The sequence below is a fragment of the Thermolongibacillus altinsuensis genome (assembly GCF_004341205.1).
Lineage (GTDB): Bacteria > Bacillota > Bacilli > Bacillales > Anoxybacillaceae > Thermolongibacillus > Thermolongibacillus altinsuensis.
In genome coordinates this window covers 1-22,986 of sequence record NZ_SLUL01000024.1, presented here as the reverse complement: position 1 = coordinate 22,986, position 22,986 = coordinate 1, and the positions used below count along the sequence as shown (strand labels likewise).

Here is a 22,986-nt window from a genome sequence, read left to right as displayed (position 1 = left end):
TATTAGTTAGGGGTCAAGGCCTTGACACCCTGTATCATACCAAGGGGACTTTTTTTGTTTCAAACCTCATTTTTCCTCATTACAGGAATGCTCCTTTATTTATTAGGAAATCAAATATTGATAAACTTCATCTTTTGTTTTTAAATTTTCCAAACCCTTTATCTTGTTTTCTTGTGTAAAAAAGCTCATTAAGTGTGAAAGAATGTTCGTTTGAGTTGATTTTTCATTATTTAATATAAAAAATAGATATTTCACTTTTAATTCTTTACTTGGATCAATCATATTTTTGAATTTTATATCTTTCTCTAATTTTACAACAACAAGTTTTTTGCAGTTACTGTATTCAGGTTCTGAGTGTGGGATTGCCACGTTAGGAAGATTTTCTCCAACCACACTTAAGTCTATTCCGGTAGGATATTTTTCTTCTCTCTCCACAATAGATTCAATGAACCCTTCTTTAACTAAACCATTTTCCAACAACTTACGACCAATTTTTCTTAATATTTCCTCCTTGCTCTCAGCGTTTTCAAAGAAGATTAATTCTTTATTTAATAATTCACTAATTACTTTCATCCTTCTATCACCTCCTCGATATTACAATACATCCAACTTTCAATTACCTTATTGATTTTCCACTTAAGGAATAAATTCTATCTACTATCATTTGATTGATAATATAGTCAATTTGATTGGTATCAATAAACCCCGTCTTTTCTTCGATAGCATTTAACGTTCCGAAAGCATTGCCATAGACCAATACTTGTTCAGGACTATAATTTCTCTGAAGGGCGACAGCGAATCCAGCGACCATAGAATCCCCTGATCCAACCGGATTGACCGCTTGGACCTTAGGCGGTGTAATTTTGTAAAAAACTCCTTGATGATAGGCAATCGATCCTCTTTGTCCTAATGAAACGACAATATATTCGATTTCATATTCCAATAAAGAATTTTGGATGGCTTCGATGACTTCTTCATCCGTTGTCACTTTTCGATTGCATAGTTGGGATAATTCATCGAGATTCGGTTTAACTAAATATGGCTTCGCCTTTATTCCTTCTCTCAAAGCTTCTCCACTTGTATCCAAAATAAATTTTTTTCCTTTTTTATTCGCAATCTCAATCAATGTTCGATAAAAAGACGGTTTTAACCCTTTTGGCAAACTTCCCGACGCTGTAATGACATCGGCACCGTTGATGAGGTCTTGATAATTCTCAATAAATTTTTTTGCTTCTTCTTCTGATATCGCCGGTCCTTCTTCTAAAATTTCTGTTTGTTGTCCATCATGGAGAAGAGCTATGCAGTTTCTTGTGTTTCCCTTAATATCAACAAACCGATGTGGAATTTGGATGGAATCAAGCTCGTTTCTTATAAACTGTCCGTTTGTTCCACCGAGAAATCCCGTTGCACAAAGACTTTCATTTGTGCAACGGATAACCCGGGAAACGTTTAACCCTTTTCCACCAGCGGTTTTGATCACACGATTGCATCGGTTCACTTCGTTGATATGAAAGGAAGAAAGATGATAGCTCATGTCAATAGCCGGATTTAATGTGATCGTCAAAATCATCCATCTCACCTTTTTCAATAACGATTGACACTCATGCACATTTCGATTTTTTCTTTAACCACTTGTTTCATAGCTTGCTTGGCCGGTTCCATATATTTTCTTGGATCATTTGCATTAGGATGATCGATTAAATATTGTCTTAACGCATTGGAAAAAGAAATTTTCAATTCAGTGGCGATGTTGACTTTACAGCATCCTAATTCAATACATTTTCGAACATCCTCGAATGGGATGCCAGATGCCCCGTGCAAAACAAGAGGCACACTTACCACTTCACGAATTTCTCGTAATCGATTAAAATCTAATTTAGGGGCGGACTTGTAAAGACCATGAGCTGTTCCAATCGCAACCGCTAAAGAATCAACACCCGTTCTTTCCACGAATTCTTTGGCGGCTTGCGGGTCCGTATAATAAGAATCAGCATCATCTACCACTAGATCATCTTCTTGTCCGCCCAATCTTCCGAGTTCCGCTTCAACGGTTGCTCCATTAGAATGAGCCAACTCCACCACTTGTTTGACTACCTGAATATTTTCTTCAAAGGGGAGATGAGAACCATCGATCATGACAGATTTAGTACCCAATTCAATCGATTCCTTAATATCTTCGATGTTTTCATGATGGTCAAGATGAAGTGCAATCGGAATCGAGTATTTTTTGGCGGCCGTTTCGGCAATGGCTTGGATGTAATCTCGGCCCGCATACTTAAATGTGCCCGGTGTGGCAGCTAAAATCACCGGCGATCTTAATTCAGATGCTGTTTCGACGACCACTTGAATCGTTTCCAAGTTGTGAATATTAAATGCAGGAACCGCATAACCCTCTTTTTGAGCTTTTAATAACATGTCTTTTGTGTTGACTAAACAATTGAACATAATGATTGCCACCTTCTTGTTTTTCATTATTCATTCGGGTACTCGCCTTTTTCCCATTTTTCTAAAAATTCATCAAAAAAGTGTTCATCCCCGATCGATGAGTCCTCCTCAATCAATCCATCGATTTTTTCTATCCATTTCTTATTTTTTTCTGTTTCTTTATACTCTGTTTCAAGAAAGACGTCGATAATATTTTCCATCAACCCGATGCCTGTAATTCGTCCCCCCATTCCAATGACATTGGCATTCAATTGTTCTCTCGCATATTTGGCTGTGGCTACATCTCGAACCAATGCGGCTCGTATGCCTTTTACTTTATTAGCGCTCGTCGTAATGCCAACACCGGTACCGCAAATAACAATGCCTAAATCCGCTTCGCCATTTACAACTTTCTCGGCTGTTTTTTTGCCATAAATCGGATAATGAGTTCTCACTTTATCATAAGTACCATTATCAATCACTTCATAGCCTTTCTCTTTTAGATACTCAACTAAATGATCTTTAATTTCTGTGACAATATGATCGCAACCTATCGAAATTTTCACCGAAATCCCCCCATTTATGCCATTTTATTTAGCATATCCACGCGAATTTGATGTCTGCCACCGGAGTATTCCCCTTTGATGAAGGCATCGACGATCGATTCAGCCAACCGTTTTCCCACAATACCAGACCCCATAGTAATCATCGAGGCGTTATTATGCTCCCTTGTCATCTTGGCAGAATGTTCATCCGAGACTTCAGCACAAATAATGCCTTTATACTTGCAAGCCGTCATAAATGACCCAGCTCCATATTCGTCAATCGCAATTCCTCTGTCAGCCTCATTAGCTAAAATCGCTTTGGCTACACGAGTAGTCGATTCAAAAAAATCCAAATCATTTTCCGGCGTTTTATCTATCACTTTATGACCTTTGAGACTTAAATACTTTTTCAAATGTTCTTTTAATTCAAAACCGGCGGAATCTGCACCTATCGCAATCTTCATGTTGGGATCCTCCCTTACTTTCTATTTAATAATTTTGGTCCATTTCTTATAGTACTCTTCTATTTTGGGACTAATTTTCGTGTCTGTGATAATCGCTGTCACATTTTTTACATCATAAAAGGTACAAAATGCTTCCACCCCAAATTTAGAATGGTCAGCTAAAATGTATTTTTCTGCCGCATTGTCTAAAATGATTCTTTGTCCATTGCCTTCCTCTTCATTGGCTGTAGTCACTCTTGTATCAATGATTCCGTTTGTGCCGATAAAAGCTTTATTTACTTTGATCTCGCTTAATAATTTATTGGCAAAATAACCAATAAAGGTTCCTGTTCTTTCTCTAAATCTTCCACCGATTAAAATCACATCATACCGTGAATCGTGCTTAAAACGGTTAAAAACCGTAATCGAGTTGGTGATAACATCCACATTTTCCGCCTTGACATAATCATAAATTAATTCATTCGTCGTTCCCGGCCCAATAAAAACAATATCATGATCGCAGATTAATTCCGCACATTTTTGAGCAATATGTTTTTTCTCCTCTACATTGATCGTTTGTTTCTGAACATGGGATAACTCTACATAAGGGATGGTACCTTTCTTCTTCGCACCCCCGTGAACCCGCTCAATTAAGCCTTGTTCCTCAAGAGCATTCAAATCCCTTCGAATCGTCATTTCAGCGACATTCAATCGCCCCGCCAATTCCGAAACCTTCACGACATCTTTTTGACTAATCACATCTAAAATGAGCCGGTATCTATCCTCTTTTAACATCGTCACCTCCCTCCTTTCACAGTTCGAAAATGTTCATTTTTGTTATAAAATGTTTGTTTCTGTTTACATTTGTTATTTTATAACGAAAACGCTATCATTACAACGATTTTTTGTTTTGTTCAACCTTTTGTCAAAAAACAGACTATTTAAGAAAAAACCTTATACTGCAGCTATTCGCTCTCTTTTCTGTAAATCAATTTATTTATCTTGATTGATCCCCAATCAAGAAAACTTCATTTCAAAACGTAGTCCTGATGGCCCTGTTATTGAGAGATACGCAAAAATAATGAGAATACAGTTGCAAATAACAAGAGAAAGGGAATCTGTTTAAGTGAGAAGGGAAGATTTAAATAAAAGATTTAAGGAATCAATAGGGCAAGGAGGTTCTAATCATCGCAAAAAGCTCGATCCATCCGATTATGTAATAATTGAAAATGCACATGAAACGATTATTTCTAAAAAGGAGATGGGAGTCCGAGAATCATTTATAGATTTTCGAACTCGTACATATCTTCTATTTGTCCAGTCAAAATAAACTTTTGCTAAATTTCCACCCTCCAACCCGCATTCTTTCGTTCACTGTGAAAGTAATGTCTTGCTACAAATCCCGTATTTTCTCGATTTTTGATTCAACTTTTTGCTCGATTTTTTCGCAAAACTTTATTTTCAATCGCAAATGTTTATTTCAGAACCATAGTTTTTTTACGAGCAACGCGCAGCACTCCACATGATTCGTATGCGGGAACATGTCGACCGGCTGTACTTCGATTGTCTTATACCCGCCATCTTCGAGGATGCGGAAATCGCGTGCTAATGTTTCCCGGTTAAAGAAGACATGACGATACGCTTTAGTTTCATTTGGACGGTGACAGTGAAGTGAGCCTTCGAAAGTAGACATGTATAAATCAAGAAAAAACGCTTATACAAAAAATAAAAAGGAGCAGATCAACCTTGTCTACGAAAAGAAGAACCTATATGTCGGATGCAATTCTCGTCTGTTACTACTTATGAAGGGATAAGACACTCGGTTTCGTACTATGTTTCTATACTCCACCTTATTCCTATAGCGTTTCAGTTACCTTTCTCTATACGCAGCAATCATCGCCCATGAACTATGCACCATGCTACACTCCCTTTCGGATAAAACAGGTGATGATAGACGTTTGTATAAATTTTGACTACGGTGTTTCCATCCAGTGATTTCCTCATATGCCCTTTATAGGCACACAACATATGTGCTATAATGGCAATCAAACGAATGCCTTCAGAATGGAGGGTGAGCGTAAAAGGGTTCTTGTATGTTGCTGTCGTTCTGCAAAAACATACAAGTCGCTTGAAGCCCCCACTTCAAACGAAGTAAAGTGGCGAATCGTTCACTAGGGGTGATAACATGGATTCATTTACGGTTTCCTCTATTGCAAAAGTGATGAATGAATTATTTCCTAAAGAAGCGTCTTTCGTGATTTCTGATGATAAGCGCTATATTTATTACCAACCAAGCAAACAGATCGATTTAAAAATTCGTCCCGGAGATGAAATCAAACCGGAATCGGTCACTTACAAGGCCTTGATCGTTCAACGGAAAATTGCAGAACAGAAAGACAGCCGCATTTTTGGCATACCTTATTTCGGGATATCCGTCCCAATTTTAGATGATGGCAGCCCGAGAGGCTGCGTTACCGCAATATTGCCGAGAAAGCCGATGCTTACAATGCCGTATTTAACGATTCGAGTGACAGATCGTTGGTTGCCTGTTCCTTTTGAGAGCGTTATCTATTTAGAAGCCCAAAACCGGAAAACATTCGTAAAATCGAATGATGCGGAAGGCTACCATAAATATAACTTAACAGAACTGGAATTTTCCCTTCCTGATGATATATTTGTTCGGTGCCACAGGTCATATATCGTTAACATTCATCACATTACAGAGATTCATCCAGATTCGCATTCAACCTTCTCGTTGATAATGAAAGATGGCTCAAGAGTGCCTGTCAGCCAAACATACGCAAGCCATTTTCGGAAAATACTCTGCTTTTAACGATTAGTAATATCCATAATCCGACAACAAGTTAAGCATGATAAATCCACAACTCTAGTTATTTTTCATAACCGGACACCAAAACATTTTCTCCTACTGTGCGGTTTTCTTCCTTATTACCAATAACCTTTATCTCTAAAGAGCTCATGAAAAGTGAGCTCTTTATTTATGGAAACAGCTCGCTTTTCATCAAGCTATCTCACTTATGTTTTACATCTTTGTATAAATATGAAGTAGTTTTCTATTTTTTCTCCTTTGTGTATCAAAAATTCTTTTTTAGTTGCAAAGAAAGCCTTTTTATTCAAATTTGAATGATTTTTTACAACCTAATTGCTAGAATATTTAAAAAATAAAAGAGGTGGGATAGCAATGGATAAAAATATTTCAGAGTTAATCGGTGATTCTCGTTTAACCAACCGAATTGTAACAGCAGAAACAGCGGCATCATGGATTAAAGACGGTATGACACTCGGCTTAAGCGGATTTACCCGTGCAGGAGATGCCAAAGCAGTCCCTTTTGCACTGATCGAGAAAGCGAAACAGCAACGCTTAAAAGTAAACGTATATACAGGTGCTTCACTAGGCTCGGACGTTGATAAAATGATGGCAGAAGCAGGAATTATCAACAAACGGCTTCCGTTCCAGGCCGATTCTGTTATGCGCAAAAAAATTAACGAAGGGGAAATCTTGTTTATTGATCAACATTTATCACATACAGCGGAATTAGTGCGTTCAGACGTATTAAATCCAATCGATTTTGCAATTGTGGAAGCGATTTCAATCACCAAAGACGGAATGATCATCCCGTCTACTTCAGTAGGAAATTCTTCTATCTTTGCGAAAAAAGCTCGACATGTGATTGTCGAATTGAACACAGCCCAACCAAAAGAACTCAAAGGTCTCCATGACATTTACGAAGTCGGCAAACAGGGCGAACGAGAACCAATCCCTTTGACAAAAGTAGACGATCGAATCGGAACTACCGGCATTCCAATTGATAATGATAAAATTATTGGAATTGTTTTGACAAACCAACTTGATTCACCATCCACGATTGTACCTCCAGATGCCGAAACAGCTGTTATGGCTAATCATTTAATCAATTTTCTACGAAAGGAAGTGGCGGCAGGTCGACTTGATGAAAATTTAGCCCCTCTTCAAGCAGGTATTGGTTCAGTTGCAAATGCTGTCCTTCACGGCTTGTTGAATTCTGAATTTTCAAACTTAGAAGTTTATTCAGAGGTTCTTCAAGATGCCGTGTTTGATCTCATTGATGCTGGAAAAGTCCGGTTCGCTTCCGGCTGCTCCATTACTTTGTCTCAAGACAAAATGAAACAAGTGTATTCCAATTTAGATGCTTACCGAGACAAGCTTATCCTTCGTCCTCAGGAAATTTCTAATCATCCGGAAATCGTTCGCCGTCTCGGGCTCATTTCCATTAACACGGCCTTGGAAGCAGACATATACGGAAATATTAATTCTACACATGTTCGCGGCACAAACATGATGAACGGCATTGGCGGTTCAGGCGACTTCGCCCGCAATGCACGCCTTACCATTTTCGTAACAAAATCCGTTGCCAAAAACGGGGCTATTTCAAGCATCGTTCCATTTGTATCACACGTTGACCATACCGAACATGACGTTGATGTTCTTGTAACTGAGTATGGTTATGCTGACCTTCGCGGATTGGCGCCAATTGAACGCGCGCCCCTTATCATCGAAAATTGCGCACATCCGGATTACCGTCCGCATTTACGTGAATACTTCAAGGAAGCACTTAAGCGCGGAGGTCAAACACCGCATGTCCTTGAAAAAGCATTCTCATGGTATATCAATTATGAGAAATACGGAACCATGATGGAACCAAAATATCAATTGCAAACTCAAGAATAAGATATAAAGAGTGGGGTAACCTTCACAAGGCTACCCCTCATCAACCCGCACATGCTCTACTATTAAGACTATATACTAACCTGTTACATTTGCATCAATAACAGGGAGATCACCTACCCGTTCAGTTTCCGGCAAGGTCAAGTTTTTTATCCTCTTTTATTTCATTATAAACTCCGCATAATAAAATTTACCATAAATACATTGATTATTATTTATTTAAGCTAGAAAGAGTTTACCGTTACTTATGATACGGTTCACCGCAGCCTCTCTAACTGCGAATTTGAAAAAAGAACCTTTAATCCAAAGGTAGATCAAAGGTTCTATGTTTTATTTTCAATCATATTCTATTATTCTGCAATTTTTATATATTATCTCTGCTTTATAAGCATTGACTTATCAATCTTTTTATCATAGAAACAATTGTCCATTGATGAAAAGTGTTGCTTAAACTTTTTCATTCAATACCTTTGTTTCTGCATCCAAAGAATTAACTATAAACCAGTTCTTTTTCGCTTACACCAGAGACCGATTCTTTTCCGCTTAGACCGAGCGTCTCTGCTGTTGAAGTATGAAGTTCTTGGAAAAGATCTGGGTTTTCCGCTAGTGACACGCCATAAGAAGGAATCATTTCTTTAATTTTCGGTTCCCATTCATGCATATGTTGAGAGAAGCATTTTTTAATCACCTCAAGCATTACGTGTACGGCAGTAGAAGCACCAGGAGAAGCGCCGAGCAATGCAGCGATCGAGCCATCTGCAGCACTAACGACTTCCGTACCAAATTGAATCGTTCCTTTACCGCCAGCTTCAGTATCTTTGATAATTTGCACACGTTGACCCGCGACAACTATATCCCAATCCTCTGATTTAGCCGTCGGGATAAACTCGCGCAACTCTTTCATGCGCTTTTCTTTCGTTAACATAAGCTGCTGGAGCAAGTATTTTACCAAAGAAAAGTTTTTAAAAGCTGACGCCAACAAAGTTACGAGATTGTGCAGTTTTACGGAAGCAAACAAATCCATATTTGAACCAGTTTTTAAGAATTTAGGCGAGAAGCCCGCAAACGGTCCAAAGAGCAACATTTTTTTGTTGTCGATATACCGTGTATCAAGGTGCGGAACAGACATTGGAGGCGCACCAATTTTAGCTTTACTGTAAACTTTTGCATGATGTTGCTCTACAACTTTTGGATTATTACATACCATAAATAATCCGCTTACAGGGAATCCACCAATATGTTTGCTTTCTGGAATACCAGACTTTTGAAGCAAGTGCAGACTTCCCCCTCCTGCTCCAATAAATACAAATTTAGCCTTATGGATTTCAACAGAACCGCTATTGAGATCCTTCACTTTCAATTCCCACAGGCCGTCGCTGGTACGTTTAATATCCTTAACACTATGGTTGTAGTTTATTTCGACATCTTTCCTCTTTAAGTGGTCAAACAACATGCGCGTTAAAGCGCCAAAGTTAACATCCGTACCTGAGTCGATTTTGGTTGCCGCGATCGGTTCATTCGATGTACGGCCTTCCATTATAAGCGGAATCCATTCTTTCAGTTTTTCCGGGTCATCAGAAAATTCCATTCCCTGGAATAATGGATTATTTGATAGCGCTTCAAAACGTTTCTTTAAAAATCTCACATTATTTTCCCCTTGGACTAAGCTTATGTGGGGCAACGGTCTGATGAATTCCTGCGGATTTTGTAACAGATTGTTTTTTACAAGGTAAGACCAAAACTGTCTGGAAATTTGGAACTGTTCATTAATTTTTATAGCTTTGTTAATATCAATAGATCCATCCGGTTTCTCGGGTGTGTAGTTAAGCTCGCATAGTGCAGCATGCCCCGTTCCCGCATTATTCCATTCGTTAGAGCTTTCTTCTCCTGGTTTGCCGAGCTTCTCAAACACTTTAATTTCCCATTCCGGTGCTAATTCTTTCAACAGTGTCCCTAAAGTCGCGCTCATGATTCCGGCACCAATTAAGATAACGTCTGTTTTAGTTTGACTGTTACTCATTTTTCCCATCCTTATCCCCCATTATTTGCAGAAAGGATGCAGGCGCACCTGCCTAAGCCAAAGCTATCCAGGGTCCTCGCCACACACCTTTTCTACAGCAATTATATCTTAATTATAGTATATCACTATTTGATTATTCGATTATAAGTATATCATTATTTAATTTATAGTATAACATTATTATTAATAGATTTATATATACTATATCAACTTTATACAACCAACATACTAATTGGCCATGTTACATTTATAGCAACAGTTGATTAAAAGTCGAAAAAGAGCCCGTCCACAAGCCGAAAAACATTTATTCACCAACACTGCATATTGCGCAGATTGCGGACATGGTATGCATTACAAAGCCAACAGTAAAGGATACATTTGTGGAAATTACAATAAGCACGGAGCTAAAGCATGCAACAGCCATTTAGTAAGGGAAGCTGACTTACACTCTGCAATCTTACAGGATCTAAAAACACTCGTATCCTCACTGAACAATGATTCTATCATGCGTTCACTAGAGGCTAAATTAGAAAAGAAAAAACAAGAGGCACAAAAGCAAATTAAATCTTTATTGAAAGAAATAGAGCTATTGAAATTAAAGAAGAAAACACTTAACTTATTAGTCGATGGTGTCATCTCAAAAGAAGAATATGATGAATAATGATATCAATAAACAAATTGATGACTTATCACTAATGAAAAAACAAGCCGAATCGTCTCTTCAAACAACAAATGACGAACTTGCCATTCGAGAATTAAAACAGTCAATTGAAGCATTTATGGATTTCAAAGAATTGACTCCTGAAATCCTTCACCGTTTAATCGATCGTATTGAAATAAAAGCAGATGGAAGTCCGAGAATCCTTTATCGATTCTCGAACCCATCTGCTTACTCTTTGATCCTTTCTATCAACGCACAGCACTCCACGTGATTCGTATGCGGGAACATGTCGACCGGCTGTACTTCGATTGTCTTATACCCGCCATCTTCGAGGATGCGCAAGTCACGGGCGAGCGTTGCTGGGTTACAGGACACGTACACCACGCGCTTTGGTTTCATATTGATGATCGTTTGTAATAACGTTTCGTCACAGCCTTTGCGCGGCGGATCGACGACGATGCAGTCGGCTTCAATGCCTTGTTCGTACCATTTTGGAATGACGGCTTCTGCTTCGCCAACCGCAAATTCGACATTTGTGATGCCGTTGAGTTTTGCGTTGCGTTTCGCGTCTTCAATCGCTTCTGGGACGACTTCGACGCCGTATACTTTCTTTGCTTTTTTGGCCAAGAAAAGAGAAATTGTCCCGATGCCGCAATAAGCGTCGATGACGGTTTCCTCGCCTGTCAGCTGCGCGTATTCCAATGCTTTTTCATACAGCACTTTCGTCTGTTCTGGATTCACTTGATAGAAAGAGCGAGCAGAGATCGCAAATTGAATATCGCCGATGTAATCGTAAATGTATTCCGCTCCCCACAATACTTTCGTCTCGTCTCCGAGAATGACGTTCGTGCGCTTCGGATTGATGTTTTGGATGATTGACTTTACATTTGGTACGTTTTCGATAATCTCTTGAATCACTTTCTTTTTGTGCGGCAAATCTTCCGTGCGCGTAATCAGGACGACCATTACTTCTTTGGTCGCTGCCCCGTAACGCGCCATAATGTGGCGGAGCACACCTTTATGCGTCTCCTCGTTATACGGCGGTATTTTATATTTCTCACAAATTTTCTTCACCGTTTGCACCACGACATCGTTCATTTCTTGTTGAATCAAACACGCATTCATATCAATAATTTCGTGGCTGCGCTGCTGATAAAAGCCAGCGACAATTCCGCCTTCCCGTTCACCGACTGGCACTTGCGCTTTATTCCGGTAACGCCACGGATCGCTCATCCCAAGCACAGGATGAACCGTGACATCCTCAATCTTCCCGATGCGCGCCAGCACTTCTTTGACGTGTTTGTGCTTCGCTTTTAGTTGTCCTTCATAGCTTAAGTGCTGGAGCTGACAGCCGCCGCATTGCTTATAAATCGGGCATGGCGCATCGACACGATCTGGACTTGGCTCATATAATTCGATTAAACGGCCATAGCCGTAGCTTTTTTTCACTTTAATGACCTTAATTTTCGCTTTTTCCCCCGGCAGTCCGTTCGCAACGAAAATCGGATATCCGTCGATTTTCGCCACTCCTGCACCGTCATGGGTTAAATCTTCAAACACAACGTCATAATATTCGTTTTTCGCAACTGGAGCTTCTACTTTTGTCATCGTTCTTCACCCTTCAAGAAAAATGCTGTCACGATTGTAGCACACATTTTCGCGCAACACAAAAAAGAACAGGATTACTGCCCTGTTCTCATTTGCTCTGCTTTTTCTTTTGGGACAAACACTTCAAGATGTCGATACAAATTCACAAACTCCCCTGGCAACAAGCCGCCATACTCACCGTCTAAATTCAACTGCATTTTTTCATTCGTATACACTTTCACGCGATTCGCTTTTGTGTAAATGACGTGCGGATCATGAATATGTTCACCGCGCAGCGCTAATGTCGCAATTTTGATAAACTCCGCTAAGTTCGTTTCTTTTAAAATAATTAAATCAAACATTCCGTCATTTAATGAGGAGTTTGGCGCTAATTTTTCGAATCCGCCGACCGAGTTCGTTAAAGAGACGAGAAAAAGCATGACAGCTCCTTCAAACATTTTTCCGTCATACTCAATTTTTACTTCTACCGGACGAAGCGAAGGGAGCATTTCGATTCCTTTTAAATAATACGCAAGTTGCCCAAGCATCGTTTTTAACTTGCTTGGCACTTCATACGTTAACTCCGTTAATCGACCGCCGCCCGCAATATTGACGAAATAATGCGTCTTTCCTTCGTTCGTCACAGCGCCGATATCAATCGGCACTGCCTCTCCGTTCACAATCACATCACAGGCCCCTTCAATGGTGCGCGGCACGCCGATCGCTCGTGCAAAATCGTTTGTCGTTCCGACTGGAATAATTCCAAGCTTCGGACGATACGGTTGATTGGCAAGGCCATTCACTACTTCATTAATGGTTCCGTCTCCGCCTGCCGCAATGACAAGATCAAATTCTCGTTCAACCGCTTTTTTTGCGGCTTCCGTCGCATCCCCCGCACCTGTTGTCGCATGGCAAGACGTTTCATATCCTGCTTTTTCCAAATGGATTAATACATCAGGCAAATGTTTTTTAAAAATTTCCCGTCCTGATGTTGGATTATAAATAATTCTTGCACGTTTCATCCCCATCATCCCATTCGCAAATTCTTTTTCCACTATTTAACATCATAACAAACTGATTTTATGAATGCAATTATTGCGGCGTAAAAGAAAGCCGACTCAAAGAGCCAGCTTAACGAAACATATCATACCAAGTTTTTATCACAGTTGCCACAGTTATAGCAAGCAAGATGTGTTCCAATATTTTTTGTCTTCACGTTCCCTTATATGCATAAAAAAGAGCGGACTTTGCCGCTCTTATGCCTTATACCAATGATCGTTCATTTCCACATTCGCAGCTTTTAACATCGTGTACACTGGACAACGAGATTCCACTTTTTCTTTTAATTCTTGAATGCGCTCTTCAGATTCGCTCGTTTTTACCGCTACTTCAACCGTGATCGTTTCAAAGTACGGTCTTACATTTGGATCTCCCATAAATCCGCGCGGGTCAAACTGGCCTCTAATTTTGAACGTTAAATCTTGCAAGTCAAAGTTCATTTCTCGCGCAACAACACGCGCGGTCACATTTTCGCATGCAGCCAACGCCCCCAGCACGGCTTGAAGCGGATTTGGTCCTAAATCTTGGCCGCCCATGTGTTTTCCCTCATCAATGATAAACTCATGTTTTGGCGTTGATGCTTTCACTGTCATTCCTTCCGTTGTTGCATTGACAAGTAACGTCATTTTATTCATCTGTACCAACTCCCTTTCTTATTTTTGTCAAATCGTTTGTTGTTGAGGTTTAAACCAATACTTGTTTGCTAACTTTCCATAGTAGGCAATGCTTTGTTGTTGAACGATGAAAGCGAGCGTTACAATGAGGGCCGCTTCAGCCCCAAAGGAAGTCGCCGCTAATCCAATCGCGATCGATAAGTTGCGCAATACCGTGCCGTTGACAAGCGCAACTCCATCTTCACGATTGAAAAACTGCTTCGCAAAAAATGTGCTAATCAAGTAGTTGATGAGATAAAACAACACTAATACAGCCAAGGCAACGGCGATCAGTTGCAAATTCGAAACGATCATTTTTGCCTTCATGCTGATGCTGACAAATACGACATACAGCATCGCCCAAATGCTGAGTGGAGCAAAGTTTGGCTTGATCTGCTTTTGAAATTGTTCAGGCGTATATTTTTTCATGAGCCATTTAAACGTGATATGCCCTAACAACATCGGTAAAAACACGACAAGAATAATGGTGCGGAACGTTTCCAATACGTTAATTTCAACGTACTTGCCAACCATCGCAAGCAAGTACCACGGCGTTAGCAACGATCCTAACACAAGGCCAAACACGGTCAATTTAACCGCAGCAGCCATATTTCCTTTTTGAATAGCCGTCCATGAAATCGTCATCCCGCTTGTCGGCAACAAAGCTGACAACGCCAACCCTGCAAACATCACTGGATGATCATGCAGCAATGTTTTTCCAAGCATAAACGCAACAAGAGGAATAAGGACAAAGTTAATCAAAACGGAATAAAGCAATACTTTGAATTCTTTCAGGTTTGCTAGCTCTTTCAGTTTGAATCCGACCATCGTGGCATAAATCATGATGATCGTCGCCACTAAGATGGTGGATTTTAAAAAGCTTGTATCGATGAACGTTCCAACTAGAAAACCGAGTAAAAGCGAAGCAGGAACGCTAACAAGCAAATACTTTTGCGGAAAGAAATATAACCTTTTCATTCCAAACCTCCCTTCCTCATATACCCCATACCGTATTACACTTAATACTATAAGGGGTATATAAAGTTTGGTCAACCCCCTTCACAAAATTGTCAAATTAACACCGCTTTCGTTTTGATCCTTCTTTCAACAAAAAAAGATGCCCGTTTTCAGGCACCCTTCTTACTTCTCTTCTTTCTTTTTAATCAGTTACTTCTTATTTCGCTTTTACGCTCGACAGCTGCTCTTGATGAGTGATCATCATTATAAAGGAAGTTTACCACATCTATTGCAAAAAGATAGGTCTACCGCTTATCGATATAGATTCAAGTTGAGTTTCCAACATATCTCATCATGAATAGAAGACCGCTTTTCTGCCATAGGCGGCAAGAAAAATCTTGCCGCCCGGCATGCTAGAAGCATGCCGATCCCGAACGTAAAACGCATGGTAGACAAATTTATTTGTCTGATGGCGTTTTCGTTCGGGGAAATGGCAGAAAAGCTTGTCCATGTCGGAAAATTAAGCTTATCATATATATTTTTATATTTTGTGTACAGTATTTAGTAGGATTTGATTTTTGCTTCAAATTGTCTAAGCGTTAATTGATTTAACTCTGAGAAACCTTCTTCTTCCAAGGAAATTGTTTTTCCTTCATAAACAGGGTAGACTCCTTGCCATCCCCCGACAATGGTATAAAATTTTGTTCCTGGAACAGGTTTTAGAAAGCAAACATATCGCCCCTCAGCCATCGGCCCTGGATAAACTTTGTTGAAAGGATTTAAAGGATCAGGAAGGGGTTCAATGCCGGTTGATAACACGTTGATGATTTTGCCGCCGGTTCCCTTTAAATATTTGTCGACATGAAAGCTTTGTACAAAATTGACGAGCTGCCCACCTTGTACAGATTTGTCTAACGGCTGTGTCTGATGTGAAGTATCGAACCAGCCATAAGCAATGAATGTTGAGCCGCTTACTAAATCCTTTAAGTTTGCGGCGCGCTTGATCGTTACTACTTGTTTTGGAATGGCATGATTATGCGCCTCAACAGGCAAATGAAACGTCAATAGCAAACATATGCAGATTAAAAACTTAGGCCATCCTTTCATTCAATCACCTCATAAAAGATCTTTGTTGAGCGTTACTATTGTTTAACAATCTTTCTTTTTTTATGTGGCCATTTTATACATGTTTCCTTTGTCCTCATCATGTTATAAGAATAAATTACTATACGATTTCCACCATTTTAGATTCTAGTTAAGCACATGTACCGTTGCGCGTTGTGAGTCAAAAACATCAATATGATACGTTCCATTCCCTAATTGAACCTTGCCTTTGAACGTTTGGACCGGCAATTTTTCTTCTGTCTCTCCGTTTTCTCTTTGCCATGCGATATTTCCGTCTTCTAGCATCTCACGCGTCACAGCTGTTACGAGAATATTTGCGTTTTTATCCAATTCAATATGAACTTCCTCCGCTTTCGAAACGTTCCAACTGGCGGCAAGCTGTCGCGGATAAAGAAGCACTGAATTATAGTTTCCGCGTACTTCGAGCGAAAGATGTCGAGGAACGACTACCGTTGGGATCATCGTGCTCACCGTATGGAACAGTACTTCCTTCCGCGGCATTTCTTTGATCGTCATATACATCGTATCCCCGACGATATTGATCGCAACATAATCTTCTTGCTTTTTGATGTCGTTGGCTGAAATAGATTGGTATGTTCCAAAGATTTGGATTTCATCGCTGTTGTTTCCTTCAATCGTAATCGGTTGGCTCCCTGTTTGTAATACGATTCTCTTAATCTCAGGCGAAACCGATTGTCGGACATTCGGTAAGTGAAAGACTTTCGTTTCTGCGCCAACGACCGTGCGAACTTCTTGCAATATTCCTGTTGATGAAAGCAATACAAATAAAATGGCTACTGAACCGAGCACTCCGATAAAGATGATGCTTAAAAAATCATATTTGATAAACGTATGTTCCTGCCTCGAAAAATAAAGATACGCAAGAATTTCAACGCCAAGCAACACTAAGAGAAAAGGCCACCAGCTCGCAAAAATGTCGGCAGCTCCCATCCCTTTCCATTGAGAAATAAATAACACGATACCAAGCAAAATAAGGGAGGCGCCCATCGACACCGTCCCAACGCGCCATTTCCTCATTTCGTCCCCTCCTTCTTCTCTTTACTGCCTAAAAGCAGCTTGAATCCGCCGCCAATTAACAAAATGCAAACGATGGTTGTTTGGAAAAATTGGTTGTACCAGTAATAAATATCGATTTGTAATAGCTTTGATAGACGCGAAGCAAATGCTGGAAGCAGGATGCTGTCAAACAAATAATAAAAACCTAACAACAACAAACCGATCCCAATCCATTTTTGGTGGTTCACAAAGTAGGAAACAATTGGAATATCTTCCAGTTCCTCTTCGCCATACTTCGACGCCTTCTGCAATGCGTCAAAAAAGCTATAAAACCAAATGAGCGGGATAAGAAAGAAAAAAGCAGACAGTCTCAATACATCCATCACATAAATCGCCAACAAAAATGCGGCCATTAATTGCAATCCTCTCCGCTGTAATCCTAAGTACATATGACCCGCACCAGGAAAGATGGAAAGGATCGTCGCAATTGTCTTGCTTTTCCTTCCGTCCTCGCGCTTCGCTTCAAAGTCTTCGAAAATCGTTCGATCGACCAGCGGTTCGCCGTTTTGTTTTCGGTTGAGCTGTTGAATCATATCAAACATGTTGTAAATCCAAATGATCGGCAAAATTCCTAAGAAAACTAGAAAGCTTTCTTCATGTGTCAATATCGTTACAAAAAATACCATGATCATAAGACCAAAGAAGCTAATTAATAACGTTAACCCGCGGGTCATTAGGCCAAGCTGAAAATGCCCAAGCCCCGGAATAAAGGATAGAAGAATGGTGTAAAACTTTTCATTGTCTTGGTTTGCCTGTACCCCCTCTCTTTGGACAGGTGCATGTTCCGGCTTCCTTTTGATGAGTGTAAGAACCATATCTAAAATATTAATTAACCAGATCAGCAAAGAAAAGAGAGCTAAAGCGAGCGGATCATCATCATGTATCAAAAACACAAGACCGACCGCGAGCACAATCGGCGCAAAAAAGCTGAAGCTATAAAACACTCCCCTCACTTTTTTATTCAAGTAAAAATGCCCAGCACCAGGGATAAATGATAAAAAGAACGCGACTAACGAATTTTTGTTCATTGATTGTTTCCTTCCTCCTTTTGGTTTGGTTTTAGCCAATCGAGAAATGATAATGTTTTATCCATCCATTGTTCCGTATAGGACGGTCTGTTTTCTGATAGATCTGTTCCTAGAACGACGGCATTTGTTACAGATTGAAAAATTCCGGAAGACATAAACCCAATCGTAATCGCAGCGGCAATTCCGTAATGAAGCAATTTTTGCTTCGTCTGTGTCTGCTTTGGCTTTTTATATTGTTCAACTTGTGCAATGATGACATCAGCTGAAACTACTTCATCAGAAGGATTCGGCAAGTCAAAAGCATTCTCTTCAATGAGCTCCATATATACCGCTAAGCATTGGTCACAAGTATAGAGGTGGTTCTCCATCTCCTCTCTTTTTTCTTCTGGCAGCACATCACAAATAAACTGCCGCCATTCTTCATTTGTGTAATGATTCATCGAAAATCCTCCTCCTTCCAATGCTTTCTTAGCCAGCTGCGCGCTCTGTATAGCTTTGTCTCGACGGTTTTCACTTCGATATTTTGTTCCTTCGCAATTTGTTGATACGATTTTTCATCTATGTAATAAGCATAAATAACATCTCGATAGTTAAGCGGAATTTCCTCAAGACGTTGGCGAATTCGTTCTCGCTCCTCTTTTTTAATAACCGAAACCTCAACCCTTTCATCGGCTTCGGCCTCAATGGATTCCATTACTTCTTCACGCTGCCGCTGCATTTTCCGCTTGACATCAATCGCATAGTTTACGGCAATGCGCGTCATCCATGTTTTAAAGCCTTGTGATTGATATTGGGGGAGTGAAAGATAAATCCGGACAAATACTTCTTGCGTGACATCCTCGGCATCTTTTTCGTTGCGAATAATCGAGTACACGGTTTTAAATAAATAATTGCGGTATTTCTCGATTAACAGGCGAAATGCATGCTCGTCTCCTTTCTTTACTTTGGCGATTAATGCTTCATCTTGAATCTCACTCTCCCCCTTTCTATCTGTCTTCAATTATATAGACGAAACCATTAGCCGTTTGCCCTACACTTTTTTGCAAATTTTTCGTGTCAGTTTTTACAAAATAAAAGCGCCTTCTTGTAAGGCGCTCCATCTTTTTCTCCTTAAAACCAAGCCAATCGTTCGTTCAGTAAATTTCTACCTTTTGGGTAACAACATAAACGCAAAATAAGCAACAATAGCAAATAAGAAACTGAGTCCCAATAGTATGCTTCCCGTAATCAGAAAGCTATTAATATAACTTTCTAATATGATATGATAAAGCTCCGTACTACTGAATCCGTCTTGATTCACCAGCCAAGATTCTGCCAAGGATGTTCCAAAATCCACACTAAAAAAAATGAGAACCAATCCAACAACTCCTGTTACGGCAACAAAAAAACCGCTCCATTTTAACTGATTCTCCGTCATTTAATCCCTCCAATAAAATTTAGATAAGAGTTAGAAGCCCTATCACCAAAATATGTAATCGTCGTAAGGGTTTATGAAAACAATCGTCTATTTTGTGGAATCCATATTTGTAAACGTAATTCTAATGTTGTCATAGAAAATCCTTCTTGGTTTAAGTGAAAAACATGATTCACCAATAATAAATGATGACGATCGCTTGCAACCGTCATTTCCCTTTTTCTCTATAAAGATAACGATTGTTCCAATCTTATTTCTTCCAAGAATAAAAAAAGCCGTCTTGATGTTTGATCAAGGACAGCTTTTCATTGCTATAAAACAATAATATATTTTATGATTCTCCGTTTGTTTTCTTTTGCTCCGCAATTTCCTGTGTCAACTGGTCGATGCTTTGTTTAATGTTGCCTTTACCAGAGAGGTTTTCAAGCAGTTCTTTGACATCGATGCCGGAAGAGGCTTTAAGCGATTCTTGCAATGTCGCCATTAAGTTTGTCGCATAGCCCGTTACTTTGTTTGCTCCGCCATTTGCGTCGCTGCTTCCTGTATCGACAATGGTAATCTTATCGATATTCGAAAGCGGACTTGCCACTTGTTTTGCGTATTCAGGCAACATTTTTAAAATCATGTCGAGAATCGCTGCTTTGCCGTACTGCTCGAACGCCTCGGCAATCTTTTGCTTCGCTTCCGCTTCCGCCAAACCTTTTAGGCGGATCACATCGGCTTCCGCTTCCCCTTTTGCCTTTTCCGCTTCGGCTTTAGCAAGTCCATCGATGCGTATTTTTTCCGCTTCGGCTTTGGCCATTGCTTCCACGCGATATTTTTGGGCGTCCGCTTCTGCCATTTGCTTCGCTTTTTCCGCAGCCGCTGCTTGTTCCACCGCATAACGGTCCGCATCGGCTTTCTTTTTCACTTCGGAGTCGTATTGGCGTTCACGGCGCAAAATCTCTTTCTCTTCAAGTTCAATTTGCTTTTGACGTTCAATAATTTTAATTTGCATTTGCTGTTCAGTTACTTCCTGCTTCGCTTTTGCTTCTTCTAAATGATACGCTTGGTCTGCGCGCGCTTTCGCGATATCTTGCTCGCGGCGGAACTCTGCCAGTTTCAACTGATTGATTTTTTCTGCTTCCGCAATTTCGGTCAATCGCTCTAGCTCTGCTTTGCGCGCTTCTTTATCCGCTTCCGCGCGCTTAATGCGCGTCTCTTTCTCCGCTTCCGCCGTCGCAATATCTGCATCGCGTCTCACTTGCGCAATGCGCGGCTTCCCTAACGCATCTAAGTAACCATTTTTATCGCGCACATCTTTAATCGTGAACGAAACGATCACAAGCCCCATTTTCGCTAAATCTTGTGAAGCAACGCGTTGCACTTCTTGCGAGAATTTATCACGGTTTTTATAAATTTCCTCGACCGTCATCGAACCGAGAATCGAACGAAGATGGCCTTCTAGCACTTCTTTCGCTTCGTTTTCCATATCTTGACGAGACTTGCCTAAAAACTGCTCCGCCGCTGTTGCGATTTCACCGATGGAACTGCCGACTTTGATGATCGCCACTCCATCCGCCATAACAGGCACGCCTTGTTCCGTATACACTTCCGGCGTTTGCACATCGAGTTTAATCGACAACAAACTTAACGGTTCTGCCTGTTGGAAAATCGGAACGACGAACGTTCCGCCGCCGCGGACAATTTTAATTTTATTTCCTGATTCATCGACATGGACATTTTTACTGCCGAGATAGCTTCCCGTCACAATGAGCGCTTCATCCGGCCCAACGGTGCGATAGCGTGCAATAAATACCGCAATCAGTCCGATTAACAGTAAAACAACGACCCCAATCACCACCAGCAACATCAAGTGAACAACCTCCCCACTTCATATCGATCGTACACCGATACAAGCGCAACTCCGTTTTTCATTTCAACAATCACGACTTCTGCCCCCGATGGAATTTCTTCATTTTGCATGCTTTGTGCCGGCTTCGCAATCGCACCGCTCTTTCCTTGAATGAGAATCTCGCCAAATCCGTCCTTCGGAACCGTCACAATCACTTTTGCGAGCCGTCCCTCTAAATCGGTCTCTGCGTAATTTAGCGAAGCTTCTGCGGATTTAAGCGGAACAAAAACGAAAAAATGAAGCAACAACACAACTATGAAGCCAATGCCTGCGCTGATCATTCCGATGAAACCACTTGACATCGTCGTATAATGTTCAAATAAAAAACCAGAAGCACTTAGTACCGTCAAAAATGAGAAAATGAGTTGCGGGCTAAAGAAAGGAAGATCAGGGAAAACAGCATCCAGTAAATCCCCAAAAAAAATGTACAAAAACGTAAACATTCCACTTCCAATCAACACAAATAAATAAACGGTTTCCATTGGATATCCAAACATTCCTTAACCTCCCTTTAGCCCGCTTTTGACTAATTATACGATAAATCAGGAAATATAGTTTCATTTTTTGCAGAAAATTTATAAAATTATGAGATATACCCTATGACGTTTTCACCTATTTTTCACCGATGTTTGCTATGATAAAGGTGGGATTTGATACAGAAGGAAGGGATCGAAAGTGAAAATCCTATTAGCGGAAGACGACCTCTATTTGGGTGAACTCATCGTCCACTTGTTAAAGAAAAAAGGTGTCGACAAAATTGATTGGGTACAAGAAGGAGAAGATGCGTACGAGTACGCCCTTGCTTCCTTTTATGATGTTGTCGTTTTAGATTGGATGTTGCCAAACGGCGATGGTGTCGAAATCTGCAAGCGGCTTCGGAAAAAAGGATATTCAGGAGCGATTCTTATGCTTACCGCGAAAGACGCTGTGCAAGACCGCGTCGAAGGATTAGAAGCAGGCGCGGATGACTACCTCGTCAAACCGTTTGAAATTGACGAGCTGATGGCGCGGTTAAAAGCGTTATCGCGGCGCACATTTGTCCCGATTCAAGAAGAAACCGTTCACTTTAAAGATTTCGTGTTAAATCGGACGAGCCATACGCTTCATCGCGGGGATGAAGAAATTTTTCTCACGCCGCGCGAATTTCAACTGCTCGATTTACTTTTACAAAATAAAGGACGTGTATTGTCGCGTGAAATCCTCTTCGATCGCATTTGGGGATATGATTCAGACGTTTCCATTAAAACGATTGATGCAACCGTGAAGCTTTTAAGAAAAAGGCTCTGTTAAAGATAAATGTTGATTTTTTGAATTTTTTACAAAATATTGTTATAATAAAAGGAAAATAACGCTTTGACAGAGGTGGTAAGGAT

25 protein-coding genes and 1 pseudogene are annotated in these 22,986 nt (G+C 40.3%); 6 read left to right on the top strand and 20 right to left on the bottom strand.

The genetic code is table 11. From position 1 onward, the window contains the following. Positions 1-102 precede the first annotated feature (102 nt). From EDD69_RS14530 to EDD69_RS15615, 7 genes and pseudogenes are all read right to left on the bottom strand, one after another. Complete coding sequence (locus EDD69_RS14530; protein ID WP_132949626.1) at positions 103-573, bottom strand: PTS sugar transporter subunit IIA; 471 nt, start codon at positions 571-573, stop codon at positions 103-105. 43 nt (positions 574-616) lie between these two features. Beyond that, the gene (pfkB, locus tag EDD69_RS14525) at positions 617-1,570 is read right to left on the bottom strand and encodes a 1-phosphofructokinase (protein WP_049624218.1); all 954 of its coding nucleotides are present in this window, start codon (positions 1,568-1,570) and stop codon (positions 617-619) included. Positions 1,571-1,584: 14 nt separating this feature from the next. Next, positions 1,585-2,445, bottom strand: coding sequence for a tagatose bisphosphate family class II aldolase (locus tag EDD69_RS14520; RefSeq protein WP_049624227.1), 861 nt, complete (start codon positions 2,443-2,445; stop codon positions 1,585-1,587). 26 nt (positions 2,446-2,471) lie between these two features. Further along, positions 2,472-2,990, bottom strand: coding sequence for a galactose-6-phosphate isomerase subunit LacB (lacB, locus tag EDD69_RS14515; protein ID WP_049624217.1), 519 nt, complete (start codon positions 2,988-2,990; stop codon positions 2,472-2,474). A 14-nt stretch (positions 2,991-3,004) separates the two neighbouring features. After that, positions 3,005-3,433, bottom strand: a complete 429-nt coding sequence (gene lacA / locus EDD69_RS14510; RefSeq protein WP_049624216.1) for a galactose-6-phosphate isomerase subunit LacA — start codon at positions 3,431-3,433, stop codon at positions 3,005-3,007. Between the two features lie 21 nt (positions 3,434-3,454). Continuing rightward, on the bottom strand, positions 3,455-4,207 hold the full coding sequence (locus EDD69_RS14505; protein WP_132949625.1) for a DeoR/GlpR family DNA-binding transcription regulator: 753 nt from the start codon (positions 4,205-4,207) through the stop codon (positions 3,455-3,457). Between the two features lie 685 nt (positions 4,208-4,892). Further along, positions 4,893-5,071, bottom strand: a pseudogene (locus EDD69_RS15615) (23S rRNA (uracil(1939)-C(5))-methyltransferase RlmD); the annotation flags it as partial. A 526-nt stretch (positions 5,072-5,597) separates the two neighbouring features. On the opposite strand from EDD69_RS15615, the gene EDD69_RS14495 reads away from it, so the two are divergent. Both EDD69_RS14495 and EDD69_RS14490 read left to right on the top strand, forming a co-directional pair. After that, positions 5,598-6,245, top strand: a complete 648-nt coding sequence (locus tag EDD69_RS14495) for a LytTR family DNA-binding domain-containing protein (protein ID WP_132949624.1) — start codon at positions 5,598-5,600, stop codon at positions 6,243-6,245. 369 nt (positions 6,246-6,614) lie between these two features. Further along, the gene (locus tag EDD69_RS14490; RefSeq protein WP_132949623.1) at positions 6,615-8,141 is read left to right on the top strand and encodes an acetyl-CoA hydrolase/transferase family protein; all 1,527 of its coding nucleotides are present in this window, start codon (positions 6,615-6,617) and stop codon (positions 8,139-8,141) included. Between the two features lie 487 nt (positions 8,142-8,628). On the opposite strand, the gene EDD69_RS14485 is transcribed toward EDD69_RS14490, so the two are convergent. Then, complete coding sequence (locus tag EDD69_RS14485; protein ID WP_132949629.1) at positions 8,629-10,158, bottom strand: malate:quinone oxidoreductase; 1,530 nt, start codon at positions 10,156-10,158, stop codon at positions 8,629-8,631. A 259-nt stretch (positions 10,159-10,417) separates the two neighbouring features. Between EDD69_RS14485 and EDD69_RS14480 the strand changes: the two genes are divergently transcribed. Both EDD69_RS14480 and EDD69_RS14475 read left to right on the top strand, forming a co-directional pair. Beyond that, a complete protein-coding gene (locus EDD69_RS14480) occupies positions 10,418-10,819 on the top strand; it encodes a recombinase zinc ribbon domain-containing protein (RefSeq protein ID WP_165871810.1) in 402 nt (133 codons plus the stop codon). Continuing rightward, positions 10,812-11,090 (top strand): DUF4368 domain-containing protein, encoded by a 279-nt coding sequence (locus EDD69_RS14475; protein ID WP_165871809.1) that lies wholly within the window; start codon positions 10,812-10,814, stop codon positions 11,088-11,090. Before EDD69_RS14480 ends, EDD69_RS14475 begins: the two co-directional genes overlap by 8 nt. Here EDD69_RS14475 and rlmD read toward each other — a convergent pair. From rlmD to EDD69_RS14455, 4 genes are all read right to left on the bottom strand, one after another. Further along, entirely contained in the window at positions 11,048-12,427 is a 1,380-nt protein-coding gene (gene rlmD, locus EDD69_RS14470) for a 23S rRNA (uracil(1939)-C(5))-methyltransferase RlmD (protein WP_132949620.1), read from the bottom strand. The genes EDD69_RS14475 and rlmD overlap by 43 nt on opposite strands. Positions 12,428-12,501: 74 nt before the next feature. Next, positions 12,502-13,428 (bottom strand): diacylglycerol kinase, encoded by a 927-nt coding sequence (locus tag EDD69_RS14465; protein ID WP_132949628.1) that lies wholly within the window; start codon positions 13,426-13,428, stop codon positions 12,502-12,504. A 234-nt stretch (positions 13,429-13,662) separates the two neighbouring features. Further along, a complete protein-coding gene (locus tag EDD69_RS14460; RefSeq protein ID WP_132949619.1) occupies positions 13,663-14,100 on the bottom strand; it encodes an OsmC family protein in 438 nt (145 codons plus the stop codon). Positions 14,101-14,127: 27 nt separating this feature from the next. Next, a complete protein-coding gene (locus EDD69_RS14455) occupies positions 14,128-15,096 on the bottom strand; it encodes an arsenic resistance protein (protein WP_132949618.1) in 969 nt (322 codons plus the stop codon). Positions 15,097-15,496: 400 nt separating this feature from the next. Between EDD69_RS14455 and EDD69_RS15450 the strand changes: the two genes are divergently transcribed. Further along, the gene (locus tag EDD69_RS15450; protein ID WP_165871808.1) at positions 15,497-15,640 is read left to right on the top strand and encodes a hypothetical protein; all 144 of its coding nucleotides are present in this window, start codon (positions 15,497-15,499) and stop codon (positions 15,638-15,640) included. On the opposite strand, the gene EDD69_RS14450 is transcribed toward EDD69_RS15450, so the two are convergent. The 8 genes from EDD69_RS14450 to EDD69_RS14415 all read right to left on the bottom strand — a co-directional run bounded on the left by EDD69_RS14450 (position 15,637) and on the right by EDD69_RS14415 (position 22,110). After that, positions 15,637-16,182, bottom strand: coding sequence for a hypothetical protein (locus tag EDD69_RS14450; RefSeq protein ID WP_132949617.1), 546 nt, complete (start codon positions 16,180-16,182; stop codon positions 15,637-15,639). The genes EDD69_RS15450 and EDD69_RS14450 overlap by 4 nt on opposite strands. 144 nt (positions 16,183-16,326) lie before the next feature. Further along, complete coding sequence (locus EDD69_RS14445) at positions 16,327-17,238, bottom strand: hypothetical protein (protein ID WP_132949616.1); 912 nt, start codon at positions 17,236-17,238, stop codon at positions 16,327-16,329. Then, a complete protein-coding gene (locus EDD69_RS14440; protein WP_132949615.1) occupies positions 17,235-18,305 on the bottom strand; it encodes a hypothetical protein in 1,071 nt (356 codons plus the stop codon). Before EDD69_RS14440 ends, EDD69_RS14445 begins: the two co-directional genes overlap by 4 nt. Further along, on the bottom strand, positions 18,302-18,745 hold the full coding sequence (locus EDD69_RS14435; RefSeq protein WP_132949614.1) for an anti-sigma factor: 444 nt from the start codon (positions 18,743-18,745) through the stop codon (positions 18,302-18,304). The genes EDD69_RS14440 and EDD69_RS14435 overlap by 4 nt, the downstream gene beginning before the upstream one ends. Further along, a complete protein-coding gene (locus EDD69_RS14430) occupies positions 18,742-19,305 on the bottom strand; it encodes an RNA polymerase sigma factor (protein WP_132949613.1) in 564 nt (187 codons plus the stop codon). The genes EDD69_RS14435 and EDD69_RS14430 overlap by 4 nt, the downstream gene beginning before the upstream one ends. A gap of 144 nt (positions 19,306-19,449) precedes the next feature. Then, the gene (locus EDD69_RS14425; RefSeq protein WP_132949612.1) at positions 19,450-19,722 is read right to left on the bottom strand and encodes a hypothetical protein; all 273 of its coding nucleotides are present in this window, start codon (positions 19,720-19,722) and stop codon (positions 19,450-19,452) included. 328 nt (positions 19,723-20,050) lie between these two features. Beyond that, positions 20,051-21,571, bottom strand: a complete 1,521-nt coding sequence (locus EDD69_RS14420) for a flotillin family protein (RefSeq protein WP_132949627.1) — start codon at positions 21,569-21,571, stop codon at positions 20,051-20,053. After that, on the bottom strand, positions 21,571-22,110 hold the full coding sequence (locus tag EDD69_RS14415; RefSeq protein ID WP_132949611.1) for an NfeD family membrane protein: 540 nt from the start codon (positions 22,108-22,110) through the stop codon (positions 21,571-21,573). The genes EDD69_RS14420 and EDD69_RS14415 overlap by 1 nt, the downstream gene beginning before the upstream one ends. 178 nt (positions 22,111-22,288) lie before the next feature. Here EDD69_RS14415 and EDD69_RS14410 point away from each other — a divergent pair, with 178 nt between their 5' ends. Next, complete coding sequence (locus tag EDD69_RS14410) at positions 22,289-22,903, top strand: response regulator transcription factor (protein ID WP_132949610.1); 615 nt, start codon at positions 22,289-22,291, stop codon at positions 22,901-22,903. The last annotated feature ends 83 nt before the right edge of the window (positions 22,904-22,986 follow it).